13 protein-coding genes are annotated in these 16851 nt (G+C 69.1%); 5 read left to right on the forward strand and 8 right to left on the reverse strand.

Annotation, left to right across the window (positions count from 1 at the left end; translation table 11 throughout):
• The first annotated feature begins 199 nt into the window (after nt 1-199).
• A complete protein-coding gene (locus KL771_RS12800) occupies nt 200-652 on the forward strand; it encodes a cupin domain-containing protein (RefSeq protein ID WP_261968949.1) in 453 nt (150 codons plus the stop codon).
• A 197-nt stretch (nt 653-849) separates the two neighbouring features.
• Here KL771_RS12800 and KL771_RS12805 read toward each other — a convergent pair whose 3' ends face one another.
• Entirely contained in the window at nt 850-2301 is a 1452-nt protein-coding gene (locus tag KL771_RS12805; RefSeq protein ID WP_261968950.1) for a DUF1501 domain-containing protein, read from the reverse strand.
• 3 nt (nt 2302-2304) lie between these two features.
• Nucleotides 2305-3654, reverse strand: a complete 1350-nt coding sequence (locus KL771_RS12810; protein WP_261968951.1) for a DUF1800 domain-containing protein — start codon at nt 3652-3654, stop codon at nt 2305-2307.
• Nucleotides 3655-3900: 246 nt separating this feature from the next.
• Between KL771_RS12810 and KL771_RS12815 the strand changes: the two genes are divergently transcribed.
• Nucleotides 3901-4320, forward strand: a complete 420-nt coding sequence (locus KL771_RS12815) for a group II truncated hemoglobin (protein ID WP_261968952.1) — start codon at nt 3901-3903, stop codon at nt 4318-4320.
• On the opposite strand, the gene KL771_RS12820 is transcribed toward KL771_RS12815, so the two are convergent.
• Nucleotides 4307-5293, reverse strand: coding sequence for a LysR family transcriptional regulator (locus tag KL771_RS12820; RefSeq protein ID WP_261968953.1), 987 nt, complete (start codon nt 5291-5293; stop codon nt 4307-4309). The genes KL771_RS12815 and KL771_RS12820 overlap by 14 nt on opposite strands.
• Before the next feature lie 310 nt (nt 5294-5603).
• On the opposite strand from KL771_RS12820, the gene KL771_RS12825 reads away from it, so the two are divergent.
• Together KL771_RS12825 and KL771_RS12830 are read left to right on the forward strand one after the other, a co-directional pair.
• A complete protein-coding gene (locus tag KL771_RS12825) occupies nt 5604-6062 on the forward strand; it encodes a (2Fe-2S)-binding protein (RefSeq protein WP_261968954.1) in 459 nt (152 codons plus the stop codon).
• 2 nt (nt 6063-6064) lie between these two features.
• Complete coding sequence (locus tag KL771_RS12830; RefSeq protein ID WP_261968955.1) at nt 6065-8308, forward strand: xanthine dehydrogenase family protein molybdopterin-binding subunit; 2244 nt, start codon at nt 6065-6067, stop codon at nt 8306-8308.
• 154 nt (nt 8309-8462) lie between these two features.
• Here KL771_RS12830 and KL771_RS12835 read toward each other — a convergent pair whose 3' ends face one another.
• The 3 genes from KL771_RS12835 to KL771_RS12845 all read right to left on the reverse strand — a co-directional run bounded on the left by KL771_RS12835 (nt 8463) and on the right by KL771_RS12845 (nt 11538).
• A complete protein-coding gene (locus KL771_RS12835; RefSeq protein ID WP_261968956.1) occupies nt 8463-9215 on the reverse strand; it encodes a hypothetical protein in 753 nt (250 codons plus the stop codon).
• 131 nt (nt 9216-9346) lie between these two features.
• Nucleotides 9347-10048, reverse strand: coding sequence for a response regulator (locus tag KL771_RS12840; protein ID WP_261968957.1), 702 nt, complete (start codon nt 10046-10048; stop codon nt 9347-9349).
• Nucleotides 10045-11538 carry a sensor histidine kinase gene (locus KL771_RS12845; protein ID WP_261968958.1) on the reverse strand — a complete coding sequence of 498 codons (1494 nt, stop codon included), beginning with the start codon at nt 11536-11538 and terminating at the stop codon, nt 10045-10047. Before KL771_RS12845 ends, KL771_RS12840 begins: the two co-directional genes overlap by 4 nt.
• Nucleotides 11539-11792: 254 nt before the next feature.
• Here KL771_RS12845 and KL771_RS12850 point away from each other — a divergent pair, with 254 nt between their 5' ends.
• Entirely contained in the window at nt 11793-13748 is a 1956-nt protein-coding gene (locus KL771_RS12850) for a potassium transporter Kup (RefSeq protein WP_390866684.1), read from the forward strand.
• A 52-nt stretch (nt 13749-13800) separates the two neighbouring features.
• Here the strand turns inward: KL771_RS12850 and KL771_RS12855 are convergent, their stop codons facing one another.
• Both KL771_RS12855 and KL771_RS12860 read right to left on the reverse strand, forming a co-directional pair.
• Nucleotides 13801-15600, reverse strand: a complete 1800-nt coding sequence (locus KL771_RS12855) for an NAD(P)/FAD-dependent oxidoreductase (RefSeq protein WP_261968960.1) — start codon at nt 15598-15600, stop codon at nt 13801-13803.
• A 301-nt stretch (nt 15601-15901) separates the two neighbouring features.
• Nucleotides 15902-16795: an aldose 1-epimerase gene (locus KL771_RS12860; RefSeq protein ID WP_261968961.1), complete on the reverse strand. Its 894-nt coding sequence runs from the start codon at nt 16793-16795 to the stop codon at nt 15902-15904.
• Between the last annotated feature and the right edge of the window lie 56 nt (nt 16796-16851).

Genomic DNA, 16851 nt, shown 5'->3' on the forward strand with positions numbered 1-16851 from the left:
GGAGGCACCCAGGGAGTAGACGTTCAGGCCAACTTAGCGGCCGCGCATTAAGATTTCAGCCCAGGCGGCGGGACCATTACACTTGGACAAGATACAGAACTAAGAATTAACCTTTACGCCACGATCAGCATTCCCGCTCATTCGGCCTTAAGGCGCAGGCGCGCAGACCTTGTCCGTTCAGCCTTCTGAGGACATCGCGATGAGCAACCCGTTGATTGTCGTTTCCCGAACCGACGGACCGCTGCGGCCCTCTCCGATCGAGCCGTCCTGGATCCATGAAGGCAATCCGGTCGCCTCGAACGCCATCCTGTCGACCAGTGCCGACGGCACCGCCTCGACGATCGTGTGGGAATGCACCGAGGGCAAGTTCGAGTGGCACTACGATGTCGACGAGACCATCCATTTCCTGGAGGGCTCGGTGGTCATCGAGGCCGACGGCATGGCGCCGCAGCGGCTCGGCGCCGGCGACGTGATCTTCTTCAAGCGCGGCGCTGTCGCCCGCTGGCATGTCGAGAAGAAGGTGCGCAAGCTCGCCTTCTTCCGCCGGACCGTCCCGGGCTTCGTCGGCTTCGCGATCAAGGTGGCCGGCAAGCTGCGCCGCATGATCGGCGGCGCCGGGACCCCGAGCGGTTCCCTGCAGGAAGCCCGCTGACGACCCGTCCGCCGGCCGGGCGAACGATCGATCGATAGGACGGCCGGATGGGTCTCCCCATCCGGCCGCTCTGCTTTTGGGTTGCCGCGCGGCTGCGGGCGAGGGTTCAGGGCGCGGCCGACGCCCGGGAGCGGCGCAACCCGCCGGCAGTCCGCCGGCCGCCGGACGAGAGGGTCCGGCTGCCGGTTCGCTCCCCCTCAGGCCTCGGGGAATGCCTGGCGATACTTGGCGATACCGCCGAGGTTGCGGCGGCCCGCGGCGGATTTGGCGTCGACCGGCCGGGTCGGCGCCGACCAGCCCGCCTGCATCTTGCCACGCAGGGCCTTGGTCTTCGCCGTCGCGGTCACCAGGGAGCTCTTGGCGATCTGGTCGGCGGAGACCGGCGAGCGGATCAGGTTCTGCAGCACCGGCACCGAGGCGCTCGACGGGAAGATGGTTTCGTCGAGAAGGGTCTTCGGCACACCGAGATGGTCCTGCAACACGCCCTTGAAGATCGAGCGCAGGTCGGTGGTCGGGTTGAGGTCGCTCTGCTCGTAGAGATTCTGCGGCGCGAGGCCGGGCCAGTCGGTGAAGACATTGCCGCCGTTGACCGCGCCGCCGGCGAGCAGCGCGACGGTGCCGACGCCGTGATCGGTGCCGAGATTGCCGTTGACGGCGGCGGTGCGGCCGAATTCGGTCACACAGACGACGACCGTCTGCGCCCAGGCCTCGGCCATCTCGGTGCGGTAGTCGGCAATGCCGCCGTCGAGTTCGGCGAGCCGGGTCGCGAGCTGCCCGGTCGCGCCGCCCTGGTCGACATGGGTGTCGAAGCCCTCGACCGAGAGGACCGCGATGCGCGGCCCGGTATCGACCCGCATCATCCGCGCCGCGCCCCGAAAGGCCTTGCGCAACTGGCTGATATCCTCGCTGCCGCCATTGGGATCGACCGCCTCGGCGAGCGCGTCGGCGGTCAGACCGCGGCGCAGATAACCGGCCATGCCCGGATCGACCGCATCGTAGACCCCGAGCAGGTTGTTGGTCGTGATCTGGTTGACATGCGAGAACCAGGTCGGCGACCAGCCGAGCACCGGGGCCGGCCCGCGCAGCACCACGGGGGCCTCGCCGACCTGCACCGCGCCGCCGACGCGGATCGGGTCGCCGCTCGGCAGCGCGGTCAAGAGCCGGTTCAACCAGCCGGTGGCGTTGGTGGTGTTGCCGTCGGCCGGCAGGCCGGTCTCCAGATTGTCCTGCGCATCGAAATGCGACCGGTTGCGCTTCGGCGTGCAGGTGGCATGGACCACGGCGGCCTGGCCGGCGCCGTAGAGGCTGCCGAGCGCGGTCAGCGAGGGATGCATGCCGAAGAACGAGTTGAGCTGGATGGTGCTCGCTGCCGGCATGGCGATGCCGCCGCGCAGGCCGGCGTAGTTCGGATCGCCGAACGGCACCACGGTGTTGAGCCCGTCCATGCCGCCGCGGATGATGACCAGCAGCAGCCGCGGATCGGTCGACGATCCGGCGACCGCGAATTTCGGCGCGAAGGCCCAGGCGAAGAAGCCCGCCGAGACGCCGAGCATGTGGCGCCGGTTCATCAGGATGCGGGATTCCGTGCAGCCCTCGGCGGCGGCCCGAAGAATGCGCGGATCGACGGCGGGGAAATGATCATCCGACATGGGTCACCTGCGCTGGAATTCGGGGAGCATGAGAAGGCTGGTCAGGCCGTTGCGCTTGTCGGTCGTCTGGGCGAGCAGCGCCTTCGACTGGGCCGACAGGGCGACATCGAACAGTTGCGCGCCGAGCGTCGCCGGCACCGGGGCCGTCTTCCACCAGAACACGTCGTAGAAGAGCTGCGCCGTATCGAGTCTTATGGTCATGGCGTCCGGGTTCAGCCACCAGGCCGTCTCGTCCGGATAGCCGTCCGGCGTCTGGCGCTCGAAGGGCATGTGGTTCAGCGCGCGCAGCGGCTCGCTCACCGCCCATTCGCGGTCACCCCAGGTGGTCACCTTCGAGGCGCGGAACTGGGCGACGGCAAGCTCGTAGGGCGTGCGGATCTTGGTCGGCGTGCCGGTCAGGGCGGCCGGCAGCTTGATCAGGGCGAGCGCGGTCGATTTCAGATTGCCGCCGGAATTCAGGAAGGCGGTCTTGACCGGGTTGACCATCTCGGGCGTCGGGCTGTCCGAGATGAAGTGCAGCACCAGCTTGTAGGCGATGTGCTCGGCGGTCTTCGGATGGATCGCCAGATCGCGCAGCACGGTCAGGCCCTGGTTGATGCCGGACTGGGTGTAGCTCTTGCCGAGAACCGTGATCGCGCCCGGCTCGTGCCAATCGGGGCGGAAGATGAACTGGCCGCGGTTCTGCTGGTTGCCGCCGTTCCATTTGTTGTCGGCTTCCCAGCCGCGCACATAGGACCATCCGGTGATGATCTTGGCGAGATTGGTCACGTCGAGCTCGGTATAGCCGGCGCCGACGCCGAGCGTGTGCAGTTCCAGGATCTCGCGGGCGAGATTCTCGTTGTAGCCCATGCCCCAGGACAGGCCGATCGGCGAGTTCGGCCCCATCGAATTCTCGTTGTCCAGGAAGGCGATCATGGCCGGATGGCGCATGGTACCGATCAGCATGTCCGAGAACTTGCCGAGCACGTTCTTGCGCACGACGTCCCGCTCCCACTGCCCGATCGTCCCCAACACCGTGTTGGACTTCCAGGCCGACATGGAGAAGTGGTTCGACCAGAACAGGACGAGCCGTTCCAGGAAGCCGACTTCCGGCTCGAGCTGTTTGGAGAAGCGGGCCTGGCACTCCTTCTGGAAATACGCATAGGCCTCTTCGAACGAGTTCTGCCCGGCCACGGCCGCCTGGGCATAGGTCGGCAGGCCCGAGGTCGAGATTGCGGCACTGCCGTTGAGATCGTTCTGGAGCGCCTTGAGCGGGTCCTTGCCGATCCGGCCGATTCCCCCCGGCTTCGGTCCGAGACCGAAGCGCTGCATCGCGAGTAGAGCCTTGGCGGCGGCTGCGGCCGTGAGTGCCATGGGATGATTCCCCCCCTGACCATGGAGCCATCATTCCCGCAGCGTCACCTTAACCAAACGTAAATTGGAAACATTTGGAGACGGCCGGTGCCGGAATCCGTTAACGAATGGCGCCGACCTTGGCTCGCATTTTGCGCAAGATCCGATGACACCGGGCGGCGCCCCGCCGGCCGGGTCCGGACTTCTTCAGGCTTTCGGGGCCGCGCGGGGCGACCTATGGTCGGCGCGATCGAGAGAGGACCTGCCATGGACAAGGGACCCGCCACCGGGGCGGACAGCGAGGCGGACCGCACCACGCCCTATGCGCGGATCGGCGGCGCGGCCGGCGTCGCGGCCTTCGTCGAGCGCTTCTACGGCCTGATGGACACCCTGCCGGAGGCCGCCGCCTGCCGCGCGATCCATCCGCCGAGCCTCGCCGGCAGCGCCGAAAAGCTGACCTGGTATCTGACCGGCTGGCTCGGCGGCCCGCCGCTGTTCGTCGAACGGCGCGGCGCGCCGATGCTGCGCCGCCGGCATTTCGTCGCCGCGATCGGTGCGGAGGAGCGCGACGGCTGGCTCCTCTGCTTCCATCGCGCCTGGGCCGAGACGGTCGCCGATCCGGAGCTGACCGCGCTGATCGTGCCGCAGGTGGAAAGCCTCGCCCATCACATGGTCAACCGCGAATAGGCTCCAGGCCCGCAGCCTGCACGGTCCGTGCGGTCTCGGCCGCCTCGGCCGCGCAGCATTCGGCGATCGCCTCGTCGAGATGGGCGGCCACGTCGGCGATCTGCTCGCGCAGCCATTGTTGCGCCGGGTCGCGATGGGTGCGTGGGTGCCAGGCGGCGACTGCCGTGAAGCCGGCCAGATCGACCGGCGGTTCCAGGGCGGCAAAGCCCGGGCCGAAGGCGTGCAGCACCCGGCTCGGCACGGTCGCGATCAAGTCCGTGCAGGCGAGCAGCGGCGGCGCGACCAGGAAATCCTGGATCGAGACGGTCACGCGCCGGCTGCGCCCGATTGCGGCGAGTGCATCGTCGACGACGCCGGTGAAGCCGCCGCCGACCGGCGAGACGAGCAGGTGGTCGAGCGCGCAGAAGGTGTCGAGGTCGAGCGGCGCGCGCGCGGCCGGATGATCCGCCCGTACGACGCAGACGAAGCGCTCCTCCAGGATCGGGCGCGTCTGCCAGTCGCTCTCGATCCACTTGCCGGGCGTGATCAGGACGTCGATCTCGCCCTCTGCCATCTGGCGGGCGATGGTCGCGGCGATCGGACGGATCAGCGCGACGCGGGTGCGCGGGGCCGTCTCGGCGATGCGGGCGAGCAGGATCACGCCGAACACCGCCTGCATGGAATCCGACGCCGCGATCCGGAAGGTCTCCTCGGCGGTTTCGGGCGCGAAGCCGGTCCGCAAGGCCAGGAGATCGGCAAGCCCGGCCAGCCGCTCCGTCAGCGGTTCCTGCAGGGCGAGCGCGCGCGCCGACGGGATCATGCCGCGCGGACCGGCGATCAGCAGCGGATCGTCGAACATCTCGCGCAGCCGCGCCAGTTGACCGGACAGGGCCGGCTGGCTGAGCCCGAGCCGGCGGGCGGCGCGGGTGACGTTGCGCTCGGCCAGCAGGGCCTCCAGCGACACGAGCAGATTCAGATCGAGATTGCGCAGCACGTCCGCTATCCATCCAACCGATACGAGCTATAGGGACAATCGATTTCCATTATGTCGTAGAATTTCGTAGGGTCCAACCTGCAGCGCTGGCGATTTGAATCCAGACCGTCGACGCGCGACCCGACGCGTTTCCCAGATCGGACCCCGGACCGGGGTCCCGGTCGCAACGCCATATCGGAACCTGCCGGAGCGATGACGCCATGCGCGCGCTCCGGGCGACGGTCGCGCCGCCGCTTTTCTTTCCGGCCGGATCCGGACCGCCTGCGCGCGGACGGCCCGGCATTCGACACCGCATCATCCGGAGGCGATCATGCAAGTCCTCACCATCAACGGGCAACGCCGGGAACTCGACGTCGATCCCGACATGCCCCTGCTCTGGGCCATCCGCGACGTTCTCGAACTGACCGGCACCAAGTTCGGCTGCGGCCAGGCGCTGTGCGGCGCCTGCACCGTCATGGTCGACGGCATGCCGACCCGCTCCTGCCAGACCAGCGTCGGCGACGCGGCCGGCAAGCCGGTCGTGACCATCGAGGGCGTCGACGGCAAGGTCGCCGCCGCCGTGCAGGCCGCCTGGGTCAAGCTCGACGTGCCGCAATGCGGCTACTGCCAGTCTGGCCAGATCATCTCGGCGGTCGGCCTGCTCAGCCAGAACCGCAAGCCGAACGATGACGACATCGACGCGGCCATGTCGGGCAATCTCTGCCGCTGTGCCACCTATCACCGCATTCGTGGCGCGATCCACGAAGCCGCCCGCATGCTGGAGGCCTGATCATGCTGTTCGATCGACTGGGCTCGGCCCCTCGCCTCCTCGACCATGCCACGACCGATGCCGCCGGACCTGGTGTCCCGGACCTGTCGCGCCGGCGCTTCCTGCTCGCCGCGGCCGCGATCGGCGGCGGTCTCGCCGTCGGCTTCCGGGTGGCGCCCGCCGACGCCGCCGCCACGGCGGCCCCGGCCGCACCGGCCACCAATCCCTTCGCGGCCTATCTGCGGATTGCGCCGGACAACACGGTGACGGTGTTGTCCGCCCACATGGACATGGGCCAGGGCATCTATCACGGCACGGCGACGCTGGTCGCCGAGGAACTCGGTGCGGCCTGGGAGCAGATGCGCGCCGAGGGCGGCTGGGGCGATCCCAAGCTCTACGGCAACCTCGCCTGGGGCGGGGCGATGCAGGGCACCGGCGGATCGAGCGGCACCTTCTCGTCCTTTGACCGCTACCGGCAGGCGGGTGCTGCGGCGCGCGTGATGCTGGTCGCGGCCGCCGCCAAGGCCTGGTCGGTTCCCGCCAGCGAGATCAAGGTCGACAAGGGCGTCGTCAGCCACGGCTCCGGCCGCAAGGCGAGCTTCGGCGAACTGGCCGCAGCCGCCGCCGCGATGCCGGTGCCCGCCGACGTGATCCTGAAGGCGCCGGACGCCTGGACGCTGATCGGCAACGAGACGCTGCCGCGCATCGACAGCCGCGAGAAGTCGACCGGCCGGCAGGACTTCACCATCGACGTGAAGCTTCCGGGCCTCCTGACCGCCGTGATGATCCACCCGCCACTGTTCGGCGCCAAGGTGAAGAGCTTCGACGCCGCCAAGGCCAAGGCCATCAAGGGCGTCGTCGACGTGGTCGCGATCCATCGCGGCGTGGCCGTCGTCGCCGACACGATGTGGTCGGCGCTGAAGGGCCGCGAGGCGGTGACGGTGGTCTGGGACGAGACCGGCGCGGAGACGCGCTCCACCGCCGAGATCATGGCGACCTATCGCGAGCTCGCCGCCAAGCCGGGCGCGACCGTGGCCGAGAACCACGGCGATATCGACGGCGCCTTCGCGGGTGCCGCCCAGGTGATCGAGGCGCGCTACGAGTTCCCGTATCTCGCCCATGCCGCGCTCGAACCGCTCAACGCGGTCGCCCGCCGCAATGCCGACGGCACCATCGAGATCTGGGGCGGCCACCAGATGCCCGACCTCTACCAGATGATCGCCGCCAAGGTCGCCGACACCACCCCCGACAAGATCGTGCTGCATGTCATGAAGACCGGCGGCGGCTTCGGCCGGCGCGCGGTGTTCGATGCCGACGTGGTCTCTGAAGCGGTGGCGGTCGGCCGGGCGATCGGCTGGAAGGCGCCGGTCAAGGTGCAGTGGACGCGCGAGGACGACATGCGCGGCGGGCGCTACCGCCCGGCCTATGTCCATGCGCTGAAGGCCGGCCTCGACAAGGACGGGCGCATCGTCGCCTGGACGAACCGTGTCGTCGGCCAGTCGATCATGAAGGGCACGGCCTTCGAGGCCATGGTCACCAACGGCGTCGACCCGACCTCGGTCGAGGGCTCGGCGCACCTGCCCTATGCGATGCCCAACCGGCGCGTGGAGCTGACCACCACGGATGTCGGCGTGCCGGTGCTGTGGTGGCGCGCGGTCGGCTCGACCCACACCGCCTACGCGGTCGAGACCTTCCTCGACGAATTGGCGGCCGCCGCCGGCCGGGATCCGGTCGAATTCCGGCTCGACATGCTGCAGGGCAGCCCGCGCCATGCCGCGGTCCTGAAGATGGCGGCCGAGAAGGCCGGCTGGGGCGCGCGCCTCCCGGCGGGCCGCTTCCGCGGCGTCGCGGTCGCCGAGAGCTTCGGCACGGTGGTCGCGCAGGTGGCGGAACTGAGCCTCGGCAAGGCCGGCGCGATCAAGGTCGAGCGGGTCGTCTGCGCCGTCGATTGCGGCACGGCCGTCAACCCGGACATGATCCGCGCCCAGATGGAGGGCGGCATCGGCTTCGGCCTCGGCGCGATCCTGAAGTCGAAGCTGACCCTCGACAAGGGCCGGGTCGTCGAAGGCAATTTCGACGGCTACGAGGTGCTGCGCATCGAGGACATGCCGAAGGTCGAGGTCCATATCCTCGCCTCGAACGCCAAGCCGACCGGCGTCGGCGAGCCCGGCGTGCCGCCGATCGGCCCGGCGGTCGCCAATGCCTACGCCAAGGCGACCGGCAAGCGCATCCGCGCCCTGCCCTTCGCCCAGAGCCTGAACACATGATCGAAGCCTGCGGGGGCGGGCGGCACATGCCCGCTCCCGCAGGCCCGCCGAAGCGAACGGCTCGCCTCATTCCGATCCCACGTCCCGCGCGACCACCGGGCGTGGGATCGTCTTCGAGCGACGGGGCCGACGGCTGAAGGGTTGACCGAATCGTTTAGGCGGCCGCGATCTGGTCGACCAGAAATTCGGAATAATAGTTGAGCAGGGCATCGGCGAATTCGCGGTCGGTCACACGCCGGCGCTGGCGCGTGAACGGCAACGCGGCTTCCATCTCGGCCGCGGAGGAATAGCGGGCATAGTCCTGGTCGACGATGACGTGAAATTCGGTCGGCTGGCCGAGCGCGAAGACATAGCCGTCCTCGATCTGGAACACCGTGCCGGCCGCGACCTGCGCAACCGCCTCCTCCACCGAGGCGAGCGGGGTCTCGGCGCAGATCTTCATGACAATCAGGGGCAGCATGCCGCGGTCGTTGACCGCCAGATAGTCGCGCGCGAGGCGGTCCAATGCCGGTTGGCCGTAGGGGCGCACCTGCTCGTAAGCCTCCTGCACCTCCGGGTCATATTCGAGCAGGACCTGCCATTTCCGTCGGTCGTAATCGGCCTGGTCGGTCGCCTCCGGCGAAGTCGTGCGCGCGGCCGCACCCGACAATTCGACGAATTCCTCGCGGAAAAGCACGTAGACGGCCCAAGCCGCCGTCACCACCCAGACGACCACGATGGCAACAATACCACCGAACAGCGAGCCGACACTCAAGGCGAGGCAAACAACACCGCTGGCAATCTTGCCGCGCAGCATCAAAGCCAGCCACGGCAAAATAATTGCCAGTACTATCATTGCGCCGACCCCACCCATCAATGGCGGTTTATAAAAATAACGAAAATTTAAGTCAATCAAGAAGGATCGCATTAAGGATTTCGTAATTTCAGGTTTCCATAATTATCTGAAATTATAGTTTATTTCCGTTTTGCATTTTAGACATTGACCAATGCTCGTCGACGCCCCCTCCCAGAATCTTCGGCCGCCGCCGCGAAGCCGCGTCAGCCCTCCTCCGTGTCGGCCAGACGGTAGCCGACACCCGGTTCGGTCAGGATCAGGGTCGGCATCGCCGGATCTGCCTCCAGCTTCGCGCGAAGCTGCCCGACGAAGACCCTGAGATACTGGGTATCTTCGCCGTGGCCCGGCCCCCAGACCCTGGTCAGGATGGTCCGGTGCGGCAGGACGCGGCCGGCATGGGCGGCGAGCAGGGCCAGAAGGTCGAATTCCTTCGGGGTCAGCTTCACCGGCTCCCCGGCCAGGCTCACGCGATGCGCCGGCCCGTCGATCACCAGGGCACCGACCCGCAGGACATCCGGCGCCGCCGCATCGCGCCGCCGCCCGCGCAGGGCGGCGCGGACGCGCGCCAGCAGTTCGCCGATGCCGAACGGCTTCGCGACATAGTCGTCGGCCCCGAGATCCAATGCCGCGATCTTCTCCGCCTCGATATCGCGCGCCGAGAGCACGATGACCGGCACGTCCGAGCGACGGCGCAGGTCGGCGATCAGCACCTTGCCGTCACGATCGGGCAGCCCGAGATCGAGCACGATCAGGTCGGGATCGATGGCGGCAGCCAGCTTCTCGGCCTCCGCGACGCTGCCGGCCTCGTCGACCCGATAGCCGGCCGCCGTCAGACCGAGCCGCAAGAAGCGGCGGATCTGCGGCTCGTCGTCGACGATCAGGATGCGGGCGGTCGGAGTGGTCATGGCTTGGCTCCTTCCACCGGAAGCATCACGCTCAGGCGCGCCCCGCCACCCGGGGCCTCGCCGGCGACGATCGTTCCGCCGAGCGCGGTGACGATGCCGCGGCAGACGGCGAGGCCGAGCCCGGTGCCGGACCCCGCGGTACCGGACGAAACCCGGAACGGCTCGAAGATCCGCTCCCGGTCCGCCGCCGGGATGCCCGGCCCCCGGTCGCACACCGCCATCTCGACGCCCTCCGGCCGGGCCGCGAGCTCGACCGCGATCGGCGCCGCCGGCGGCGAGAACTTGACGGCATTCTCGATCAGGTTGAACAGCACCTGTTCCAGCAGCGCCGGATCGGCGGAGACGAGCGGGACGCCGGACGCCGGCAGGATCAGGCGGAAATCTCCGCCGGGGAAGCTGCGCCGCGCCCGATGCACCACGCTGGCCGCGAGATCGGCGAGATCGACCGGCTCGCGGCGCGGCTCCAGTCCCGCCTCGATGCGGGTCATGTCGAGCAGGTTGGCGACGAAGCGGGCGAGCCGCCGCGTCTCCGCCTCGATCGCCTCCAGAAGCTCGTCGCGCGCCTGCGGCGGCATCCGGTCGCCGAGTTCGCGCAGCGACGTGACCGCGCCGAGGATCGAGGCGAGCGGCGTGCGCAGGTCGTGGGAGATCGAGGAGACCAGCGCCGCCCGGAAGCGCTCGCGCTCCGCGGTCGCCCGCGCCTCGGCAGCGGCGGCCTCGGAGTGCAGGCGGTCGAGCGCGCCAGCCGCCTGGGCGAGCACCGCGGCGGCGACCCGCGCCCCCTCCTCGGCGATCGGACGGCCGGCCGGTCCGGCGAAGCCCACCGCAAGACGTTCCTCGCCGGTCTCGAACGGCCGGAACTCGAACCGCGCGCCGGGCCAGCCGGCAGCCGGACGGGGCGCCTCGGCGCCGAGCCGGATGACGCGTTCGGCGGCGGCCTCGTCCTCCGGATCCGGCCGGATCGCCGCCGGTGCCGCAGCGACCGTCGTCAGGCCCTGCCCGCGCCGGGCCAGCACCAGGGCGGAGCCTTCCAGCGAGCCGGCGAGCGTATCGGCCATGGCCGCCAGCACGTCGTCCGGCCCGTCGGCCCGGCCGAGGCGGTTCGAGAAGGCGGCCAGCGCCTCCAGGACCGCCGCGCGCCGTCGCGCCGCCTCGGCCTCCTCCTTCAATCGCCCGGCGAGGCTCCCGGTCAGCAGGCCGGCGAAGAGCAGCAGCGCCAGGGTCAGCGTGTCGCGGCCTTCCGCCACGGAGAAGGTGAAGCGCGGCTCGACGAAGACGAAGTTGAAGGCCAGGAAGCCGAGGATGGCGGCGACCAGTCCGGCCATGACGCCGGACAGGACCGCGGCGATCAGGACCGCGACCGTGAACAGTAGCAGCAGCGTCGCCTCGGGCAGCACCGTCCGCAGCGCCAGCCCGGCCAGCACGGCGCCGGCGACCGCCGCGACGGCGATCGGCGCGGTTCCGGCAATCGGGCGCAGTCCTCTGGCCATGGTGCTCCTGAAGGGTTCGTCCCTCTCGTCTAAAGATTTTCCGGGTCGAGCGGAAGGCGCAGCGCCCGCCGTGCCGCGCCGGCGCACGGCGACGGTCGCCGCGTGCGCGCCCGGCCATCGCTCGAGGGGCGGACGGAAAGCCGGGCACGCCCGTCGGGAGCGATGCGATCGCGCCGGCCCCGATCTTTACGGGTTCCTTATGCCCGCAGACCCGAACCCGCATCGCTTCCTTATGGCCCGTAGCGCATCTCCGGATGGATCATCGATCCAGGACCGCATCCATGTCGACCACGGAAAACAATCAGTCCCAGCCGGCGACGGTGCCCGACGCCCCAGCCGCGGAGGCCCACGCCCATCCGGGCTTCCTCGCGCTGATGCTCGGCTCGATCGGCGTCGTCTACGGCGACATCGGCACCAGCCCGCTCTATGCCCTGCGCGAGGCGGTGGTTGCCGGCTCGGCCGGCGGCGCGCCGGTGCGCGACACCGTGCTGGGGATCCTGTCGCTGATCATCTGGGCGCTGACCATCGTGGTGACGCTCAAATATGTCGTCATCCTGCTTCGGGCCGACAACGAGGGCGAAGGCGGCACGCTCTCGCTGCTGGCGCTCGCCCAGCGCGCCATGGGCAAGCCGAGCCGGCTGGTACTGGCCTTCGGCATCGTCGGCGCCGGCCTCTTCTTCGGCGACGCGCTGATCACCCCGGCCATCTCGGTGCTCTCCGCCGTGGAGGGGCTGAAGCTGGTCACCGCGGCCTTCGACCCCTATGTCCTGCCGCTGACCATCGCGATCATCATCGCCCTGTTCCTGATCCAGAGCCGCGGCACGGCGGCGGTGGCCGGCTGGTTCGGCCCGATCACGCTGGTCTGGTTCGTCCTGCTGGCGGTCGGCGGCGCGCGGCACATCGCCGACGATCCCGGCATCCTGGCCGCCTTCGATCCGCGCCGCGCGGTCGCCTACCTGATCCATGGCGGCGCGACCGGCTTCTATGTGCTCGGCGCGGTCTTCCTGGCCGTCACCGGCGCGGAGGCGCTCTATGCCGATCTCGGCCATTTCGGCCGCCGGCCGATCCAGACCGCCTGGATCGTGGTCGCCTTCCCGTGTCTGGCGCTGAACTATCTCGGTCAGGGCGCGCTGATCCTGGCCGAGCCCGATGCGCTCGAGAACCCGTTCTTCCGGCTCTATCCGGACTGGGCGCTGATCCCGGTCGTGATCCTGGCGACCGCGGCAACCATCATTGCCTCGCAGGCGGTGATCACCGGCGCCTTCTCGCTGACCCGGCAGGCGATCCAGCTGAAGCTCTTGCCGCGCATGGAGGTGCTGCACACCTCCGAATCCCATGCTGGCCAGATCTACCTGCCGCAGGTCAACGCCTTCCTGCTGGTCGGCGTGATCGTGCTCTGCCTGCTGTTCGGCTCGTCGAGCCGGCTCGCCACCGCCTATGGCATCGCCGTGACCGGCACCATGGTGGTGACCGCCTCGCTCGCCATCGTGGTCGCCTGGAAGCACTGGCGCTGGCCGCTCGCCGCTGCTGTCCTGCTGATGGCTCCGTTCCTGGCGATCGACTTCATCTTCATGGCCGCCAACCTGCTGAAGGTGGTCGAGGGCGGCTACGTCTCGCTGACCGTGGCGGCGATCATGTTCGCCGTCATGGCCACCTGGGTGCGCGGCACCGACATCATCGCCGCCAAGGCGCGGCGCGACGACGTGCCGCTCGACCTGCTGCTCGGCCAGCTCGACCGCAAGACGACCATGCCGATCGTGCCCGGCACCGCGGTCTTCTTGACCGCCGAGAAGGACCTCGCCCCGGTCTCGCTGCTGCACAGCCTGAAGCATTACAAGGCGCTGCACGAGAAGAACGTCATCCTGACGATCGCGGTCGCCGGCAAGCCGCGCGTGCCGGAGAGCGAGCGCGTGCGCCTGGAACCGCTCGTCGGCCGCTTCAGCCGGGTCACGATGACGTTCGGCTATATGGAGGAGCCGAACGTCCCCGCCGCGCTGGCGCTCTGCCGCAAGGCGGGCTGGAAGCCGGACATCATGGCGACCTCGTTCTTCCTGTCGCGCCGCTCGATCCGGCCGGCCGCACGCAGCGAGATGCCGCGCTGGCAGGACCATCTCTTCATCCTGCTCGCCCGCAACGCCGCCAATGCGACCGACTATTTCCGCATCCCGACCGGCCGCGTCGTCGAGATCGGCACGCAGGTGCTGATCTGACGGTACGCACCCGCGCGGCGGCAGGCCGCGCGGGCGCCCGGCCCCAGTGCTCTCAGCCCTTGTGGTAGCTCGGCTGCAGCCCGTAGACGGGCGTCGGGATGCCCTCCATCCGGGCCTTCAGCTGCAGCGACAGGAACTGCGAATAGTGGCGCGACTGGTGCAGGTTGCCGCCATGGAACCACAGCGCCTCCTGCTGGGTCGGCTTCCACATGTTGCGCTGTTCGCCCTCCCACGGGCCCGGGTCCTTCGGCGTGTCGGAGCCGAGGCCCCAGCACTTGCCGACCTTGTCGGCAGTCGCCTGGTCGACCAGGTCGGCGACCCAGCCGTTCATCGAGCCGTAGCCGGTCGCGTAGACGATCACGTCGGCCGGGATCTCGGTGCCGTTGTCGAGCCTGACGCCGGTCTCGGTGATCTCCTCGACCTGGCCGCCGACCAGCTTGATCTTGCCGTCGATGATCAGCTGCGAGGCGCCGATGTCGATATAGTAGCCCGAGCCGCGGCGCAGGTATTTCATGAACAGACCGGAGCCGTCGGCGCCCCAGTCGAGCTTGAAGCCCGCCTTTTCGAGGCCGGCATAGAAGTCCTTGTCCAGTTCCTTGATCTTGTCATAGACCGGGATCTGGAAGGTGTGCAGGATCCGGTAGGGCAGCGAGGCGAAGATCAGGTCCGCCTTGGCGGTGGTCATGCCGGACTTGACCGCCCGCTCGGAATAGAGATCGCCGAGGCCGATCTCCATCAGCGGGTCGGACCGGACGATGTGGGTCGAGGACCGCTGCACCATGGTCACGTCGACGCCGTTCTCGTAGAGCGCGGCGCAGATGTCATGGGCCGAATTGTTCGAGCCGATGACGACGACCTTCTTGCCCTTGTAGCCGTCCGGGCCGGGATGCTGCGAGGAATGGTGCTGCTCGCCCTTGAAGCGTTCCATGCCCTTGAATTTCGGCATGTTGGCCTTGCCGGACATGCCGGTGGCGAAGACCAGCTGCTTCGGGCGCAGCACGATCTCCTGCCCGCCCCGCTCGACCACGACGGTCCATTCCTTCTTGGCCTCATCGTAGCTGGCATGCTTGGCGGTGGTGCTGGACCAGTAGTTCAGCTCCATCACCTTGGTGTAGAATTCCAGCCAGTCGCCGATCTTGTCCTTCGGCGCGAAGACCGGCCAGTTCTTCGGGAAGTCGATATAGGGCAGATGGTCGTACCAGACCGGATCGTGCAGGCAGAGCGACTTGTAGCGCTTGCGCCAGCTGTCGCCGGGCCGCTCGTTCTTCTCGACGATGATGGTCGGCACATTGAGCTGGCGCAGCCGCGCGCCGAGCGCGATGCCGCCCTGGCCGCCGCCGAGGATGACCACATAGGGCTGCGTTTCGAAGCCGAGCGTGCGGGCCTCGTCCTCGCGTTCCTCCTTCCAGGACTTGGCGCCCGGATTGATGCCGTGCTTGGCGCCAAGCGGACGGGTGAAGCCGGCCTTCTCCTCGAAGCCCTTGAGCTCGACCATGGTGGTCAGGAGCGTCCAGATCTGGCCGTCGCGCAGGCGGATCAGGCCGTAGCCGCGCGCCACCTCGGTCTCGAAGGAGATCCAGGCCTCCAGGATGCCGCCGCCCTCGCTCGCCTCGGTCTCCTCGGCGATGCGCCAGCCGCGCGGTTTGGTCGTGGCGAGCGTCTGGGTGAGCAGGTCGCGCACCTGATCGCGACCCTCGACGGTCTTGATGTTCCAGGTGAAGGCGACGAGGTCGCGCCAGTAGCATTCGGTGCCGAACAGGTCGACGGCGGCATCGATGTCGCCGGCCTGCAGCGCGGCGTCGAGGCGACCGAGAAAGGCTTCGACGCGGGCGCGCGGGGTGGTGTCGAGCATTCAGTTTCCTCCAGGATGGACCCTATGGCGCGGGTTCGTCACCGTCCCGCGCTCGGCCCTATCCTGGGCAATCGCCGTGCCAGCCGCGGCCAGGCCGGCCGCCCTTGACGGAAAAGGACATTGCGCCCGCAGCGCCTTCGGATTGCCAGCCCGGACCGTGGCGGACGCCACAGCTGCGGCGCCTCACCTGTGGTCCGCCGCCACAGGATCACCGAGCGTCACGGCCGCGATCGGGCGCCGGTCCAGGCTGGCCGTTGGCCTCCGGGCCGGCAACCGGGCCCCGACCGGCCACCGGCCCCCATCAGGCGCCAGCGATCGACACCATCGCGATGGTCATCGAAACCGCCCAGGACTCCCCCGGCGCCAGGACCCGCAAGGGCGTGACCGCGCGGGCGGCGGCCTCGCTTGGGGCGCCGATGGCGTGGGTCTGCGGCTCGAGGCAGACGAAGTCGGCGTCCGGCGGCGCCCAAAGCAGCGGCGCCGACAGGTCCGGATCGGCGCTGATACGGATCGCGAAGCCGCGGGCCGGATAGTCGAGGCGCGCCGTGCCGTCCCAGCCGGTATAGCTCGCCACCAGTTCGCGACCGCGATGGACGCGGGCGCCGGAGCCGAAATCGAGCTCCCCCGGGACCGGGCCATGGCCGGTGGCGCGATAGCCGGGGCCGAGGATCAGCGCACCGCCGGCGCGCAGCGTCAGCCGGGTGTCCGGATCGCGGGGAAACCAGGGATGCAGGCCGAGCCCGAAGGGCAGCGGCCTCGCGCCCGTGTTGACGACCGAGAGGTCGACCCGCAACCCGGCCTCCGACAGCGTGAAGCGCTGCTGCGCGACATAGCGGTAGGGATCCGGCCCATCGTCGCGCCGGTGTTCGAGCAGGACATGGGCCGGCCCGGCCTCGATCGTCCGCCAATTCGCCTGCCAGCCGAAGCCGTGGATCGCCGCGCCGCCGCCGGGATCGTTGAGCGCCACCTGGAAGGCGATCCCATCCGCTTCGACGCGGCCGCCGAAGGCCCGGTTGGCGAAAGGAACCAGCGGCCACAGGCCGAACAGGTTCGGGCTTGCGGTCGACGGCTCGGCGCCGGCCGGCGCATGCACCAGGTCGACCACGCCGCCGCCATGCTCGACGGTCAGCCGGTGCAGCAACCCGCCGGCCTCTGGCCGGATCTCCGCCGCATAGGCGCCTGCCTGAATCCGCATGCCCTCCCCCTCGATCGCCCTCGCCGCCGGCGCAACCCCGCCGCCCCACCGCGGGT

The organism is Prosthecodimorpha staleyi (assembly GCF_018729455.1).
Classification (GTDB): Bacteria; Pseudomonadota; Alphaproteobacteria; order Rhizobiales; family Ancalomicrobiaceae; genus Prosthecodimorpha; species Prosthecodimorpha staleyi.

Coding starts and splice junctions, on each gene's coding strand:
- KL771_RS12810 (WP_261968951.1), bottom strand. CDS start 3,654: ATGGCACTCACGGCCGCAGCCGCCGCCAAGGCTCTACTCGCGATGCAG.
- KL771_RS12805 (WP_261968950.1), bottom strand. CDS start 2,301: ATGTCGGATGATCATTTCCCCGCCGTCGATCCGCGCATTCTTCGGGCC.
- KL771_RS12815 (WP_261968952.1), top strand. CDS start 3,901: ATGGACAAGGGACCCGCCACCGGGGCGGACAGCGAGGCGGACCGCACC.
- KL771_RS12835 (WP_261968956.1), bottom strand. CDS start 9,215: ATGCGATCCTTCTTGATTGACTTAAATTTTCGTTATTTTTATAAACCG.
- KL771_RS12855 (WP_261968960.1), bottom strand. CDS start 15,600: ATGCTCGACACCACCCCGCGCGCCCGCGTCGAAGCCTTTCTCGGTCGC.
- KL771_RS12800 (WP_261968949.1), top strand. CDS start 200: ATGAGCAACCCGTTGATTGTCGTTTCCCGAACCGACGGACCGCTGCGG.
- KL771_RS12840 (WP_261968957.1), bottom strand. CDS start 10,048: ATGACCACTCCGACCGCCCGCATCCTGATCGTCGACGACGAGCCGCAG.
- KL771_RS12850 (WP_390866684.1), top strand. CDS start 11,793: ATGGATCATCGATCCAGGACCGCATCCATGTCGACCACGGAAAACAAT.
- KL771_RS12825 (WP_261968954.1), top strand. CDS start 5,604: ATGCAAGTCCTCACCATCAACGGGCAACGCCGGGAACTCGACGTCGAT.
- KL771_RS12830 (WP_261968955.1), top strand. CDS start 6,065: ATGCTGTTCGATCGACTGGGCTCGGCCCCTCGCCTCCTCGACCATGCC.
- KL771_RS12845 (WP_261968958.1), bottom strand. CDS start 11,538: ATGGCCAGAGGACTGCGCCCGATTGCCGGAACCGCGCCGATCGCCGTC.
- KL771_RS12860 (WP_261968961.1), bottom strand. CDS start 16,795: ATGCGGATTCAGGCAGGCGCCTATGCGGCGGAGATCCGGCCAGAGGCC.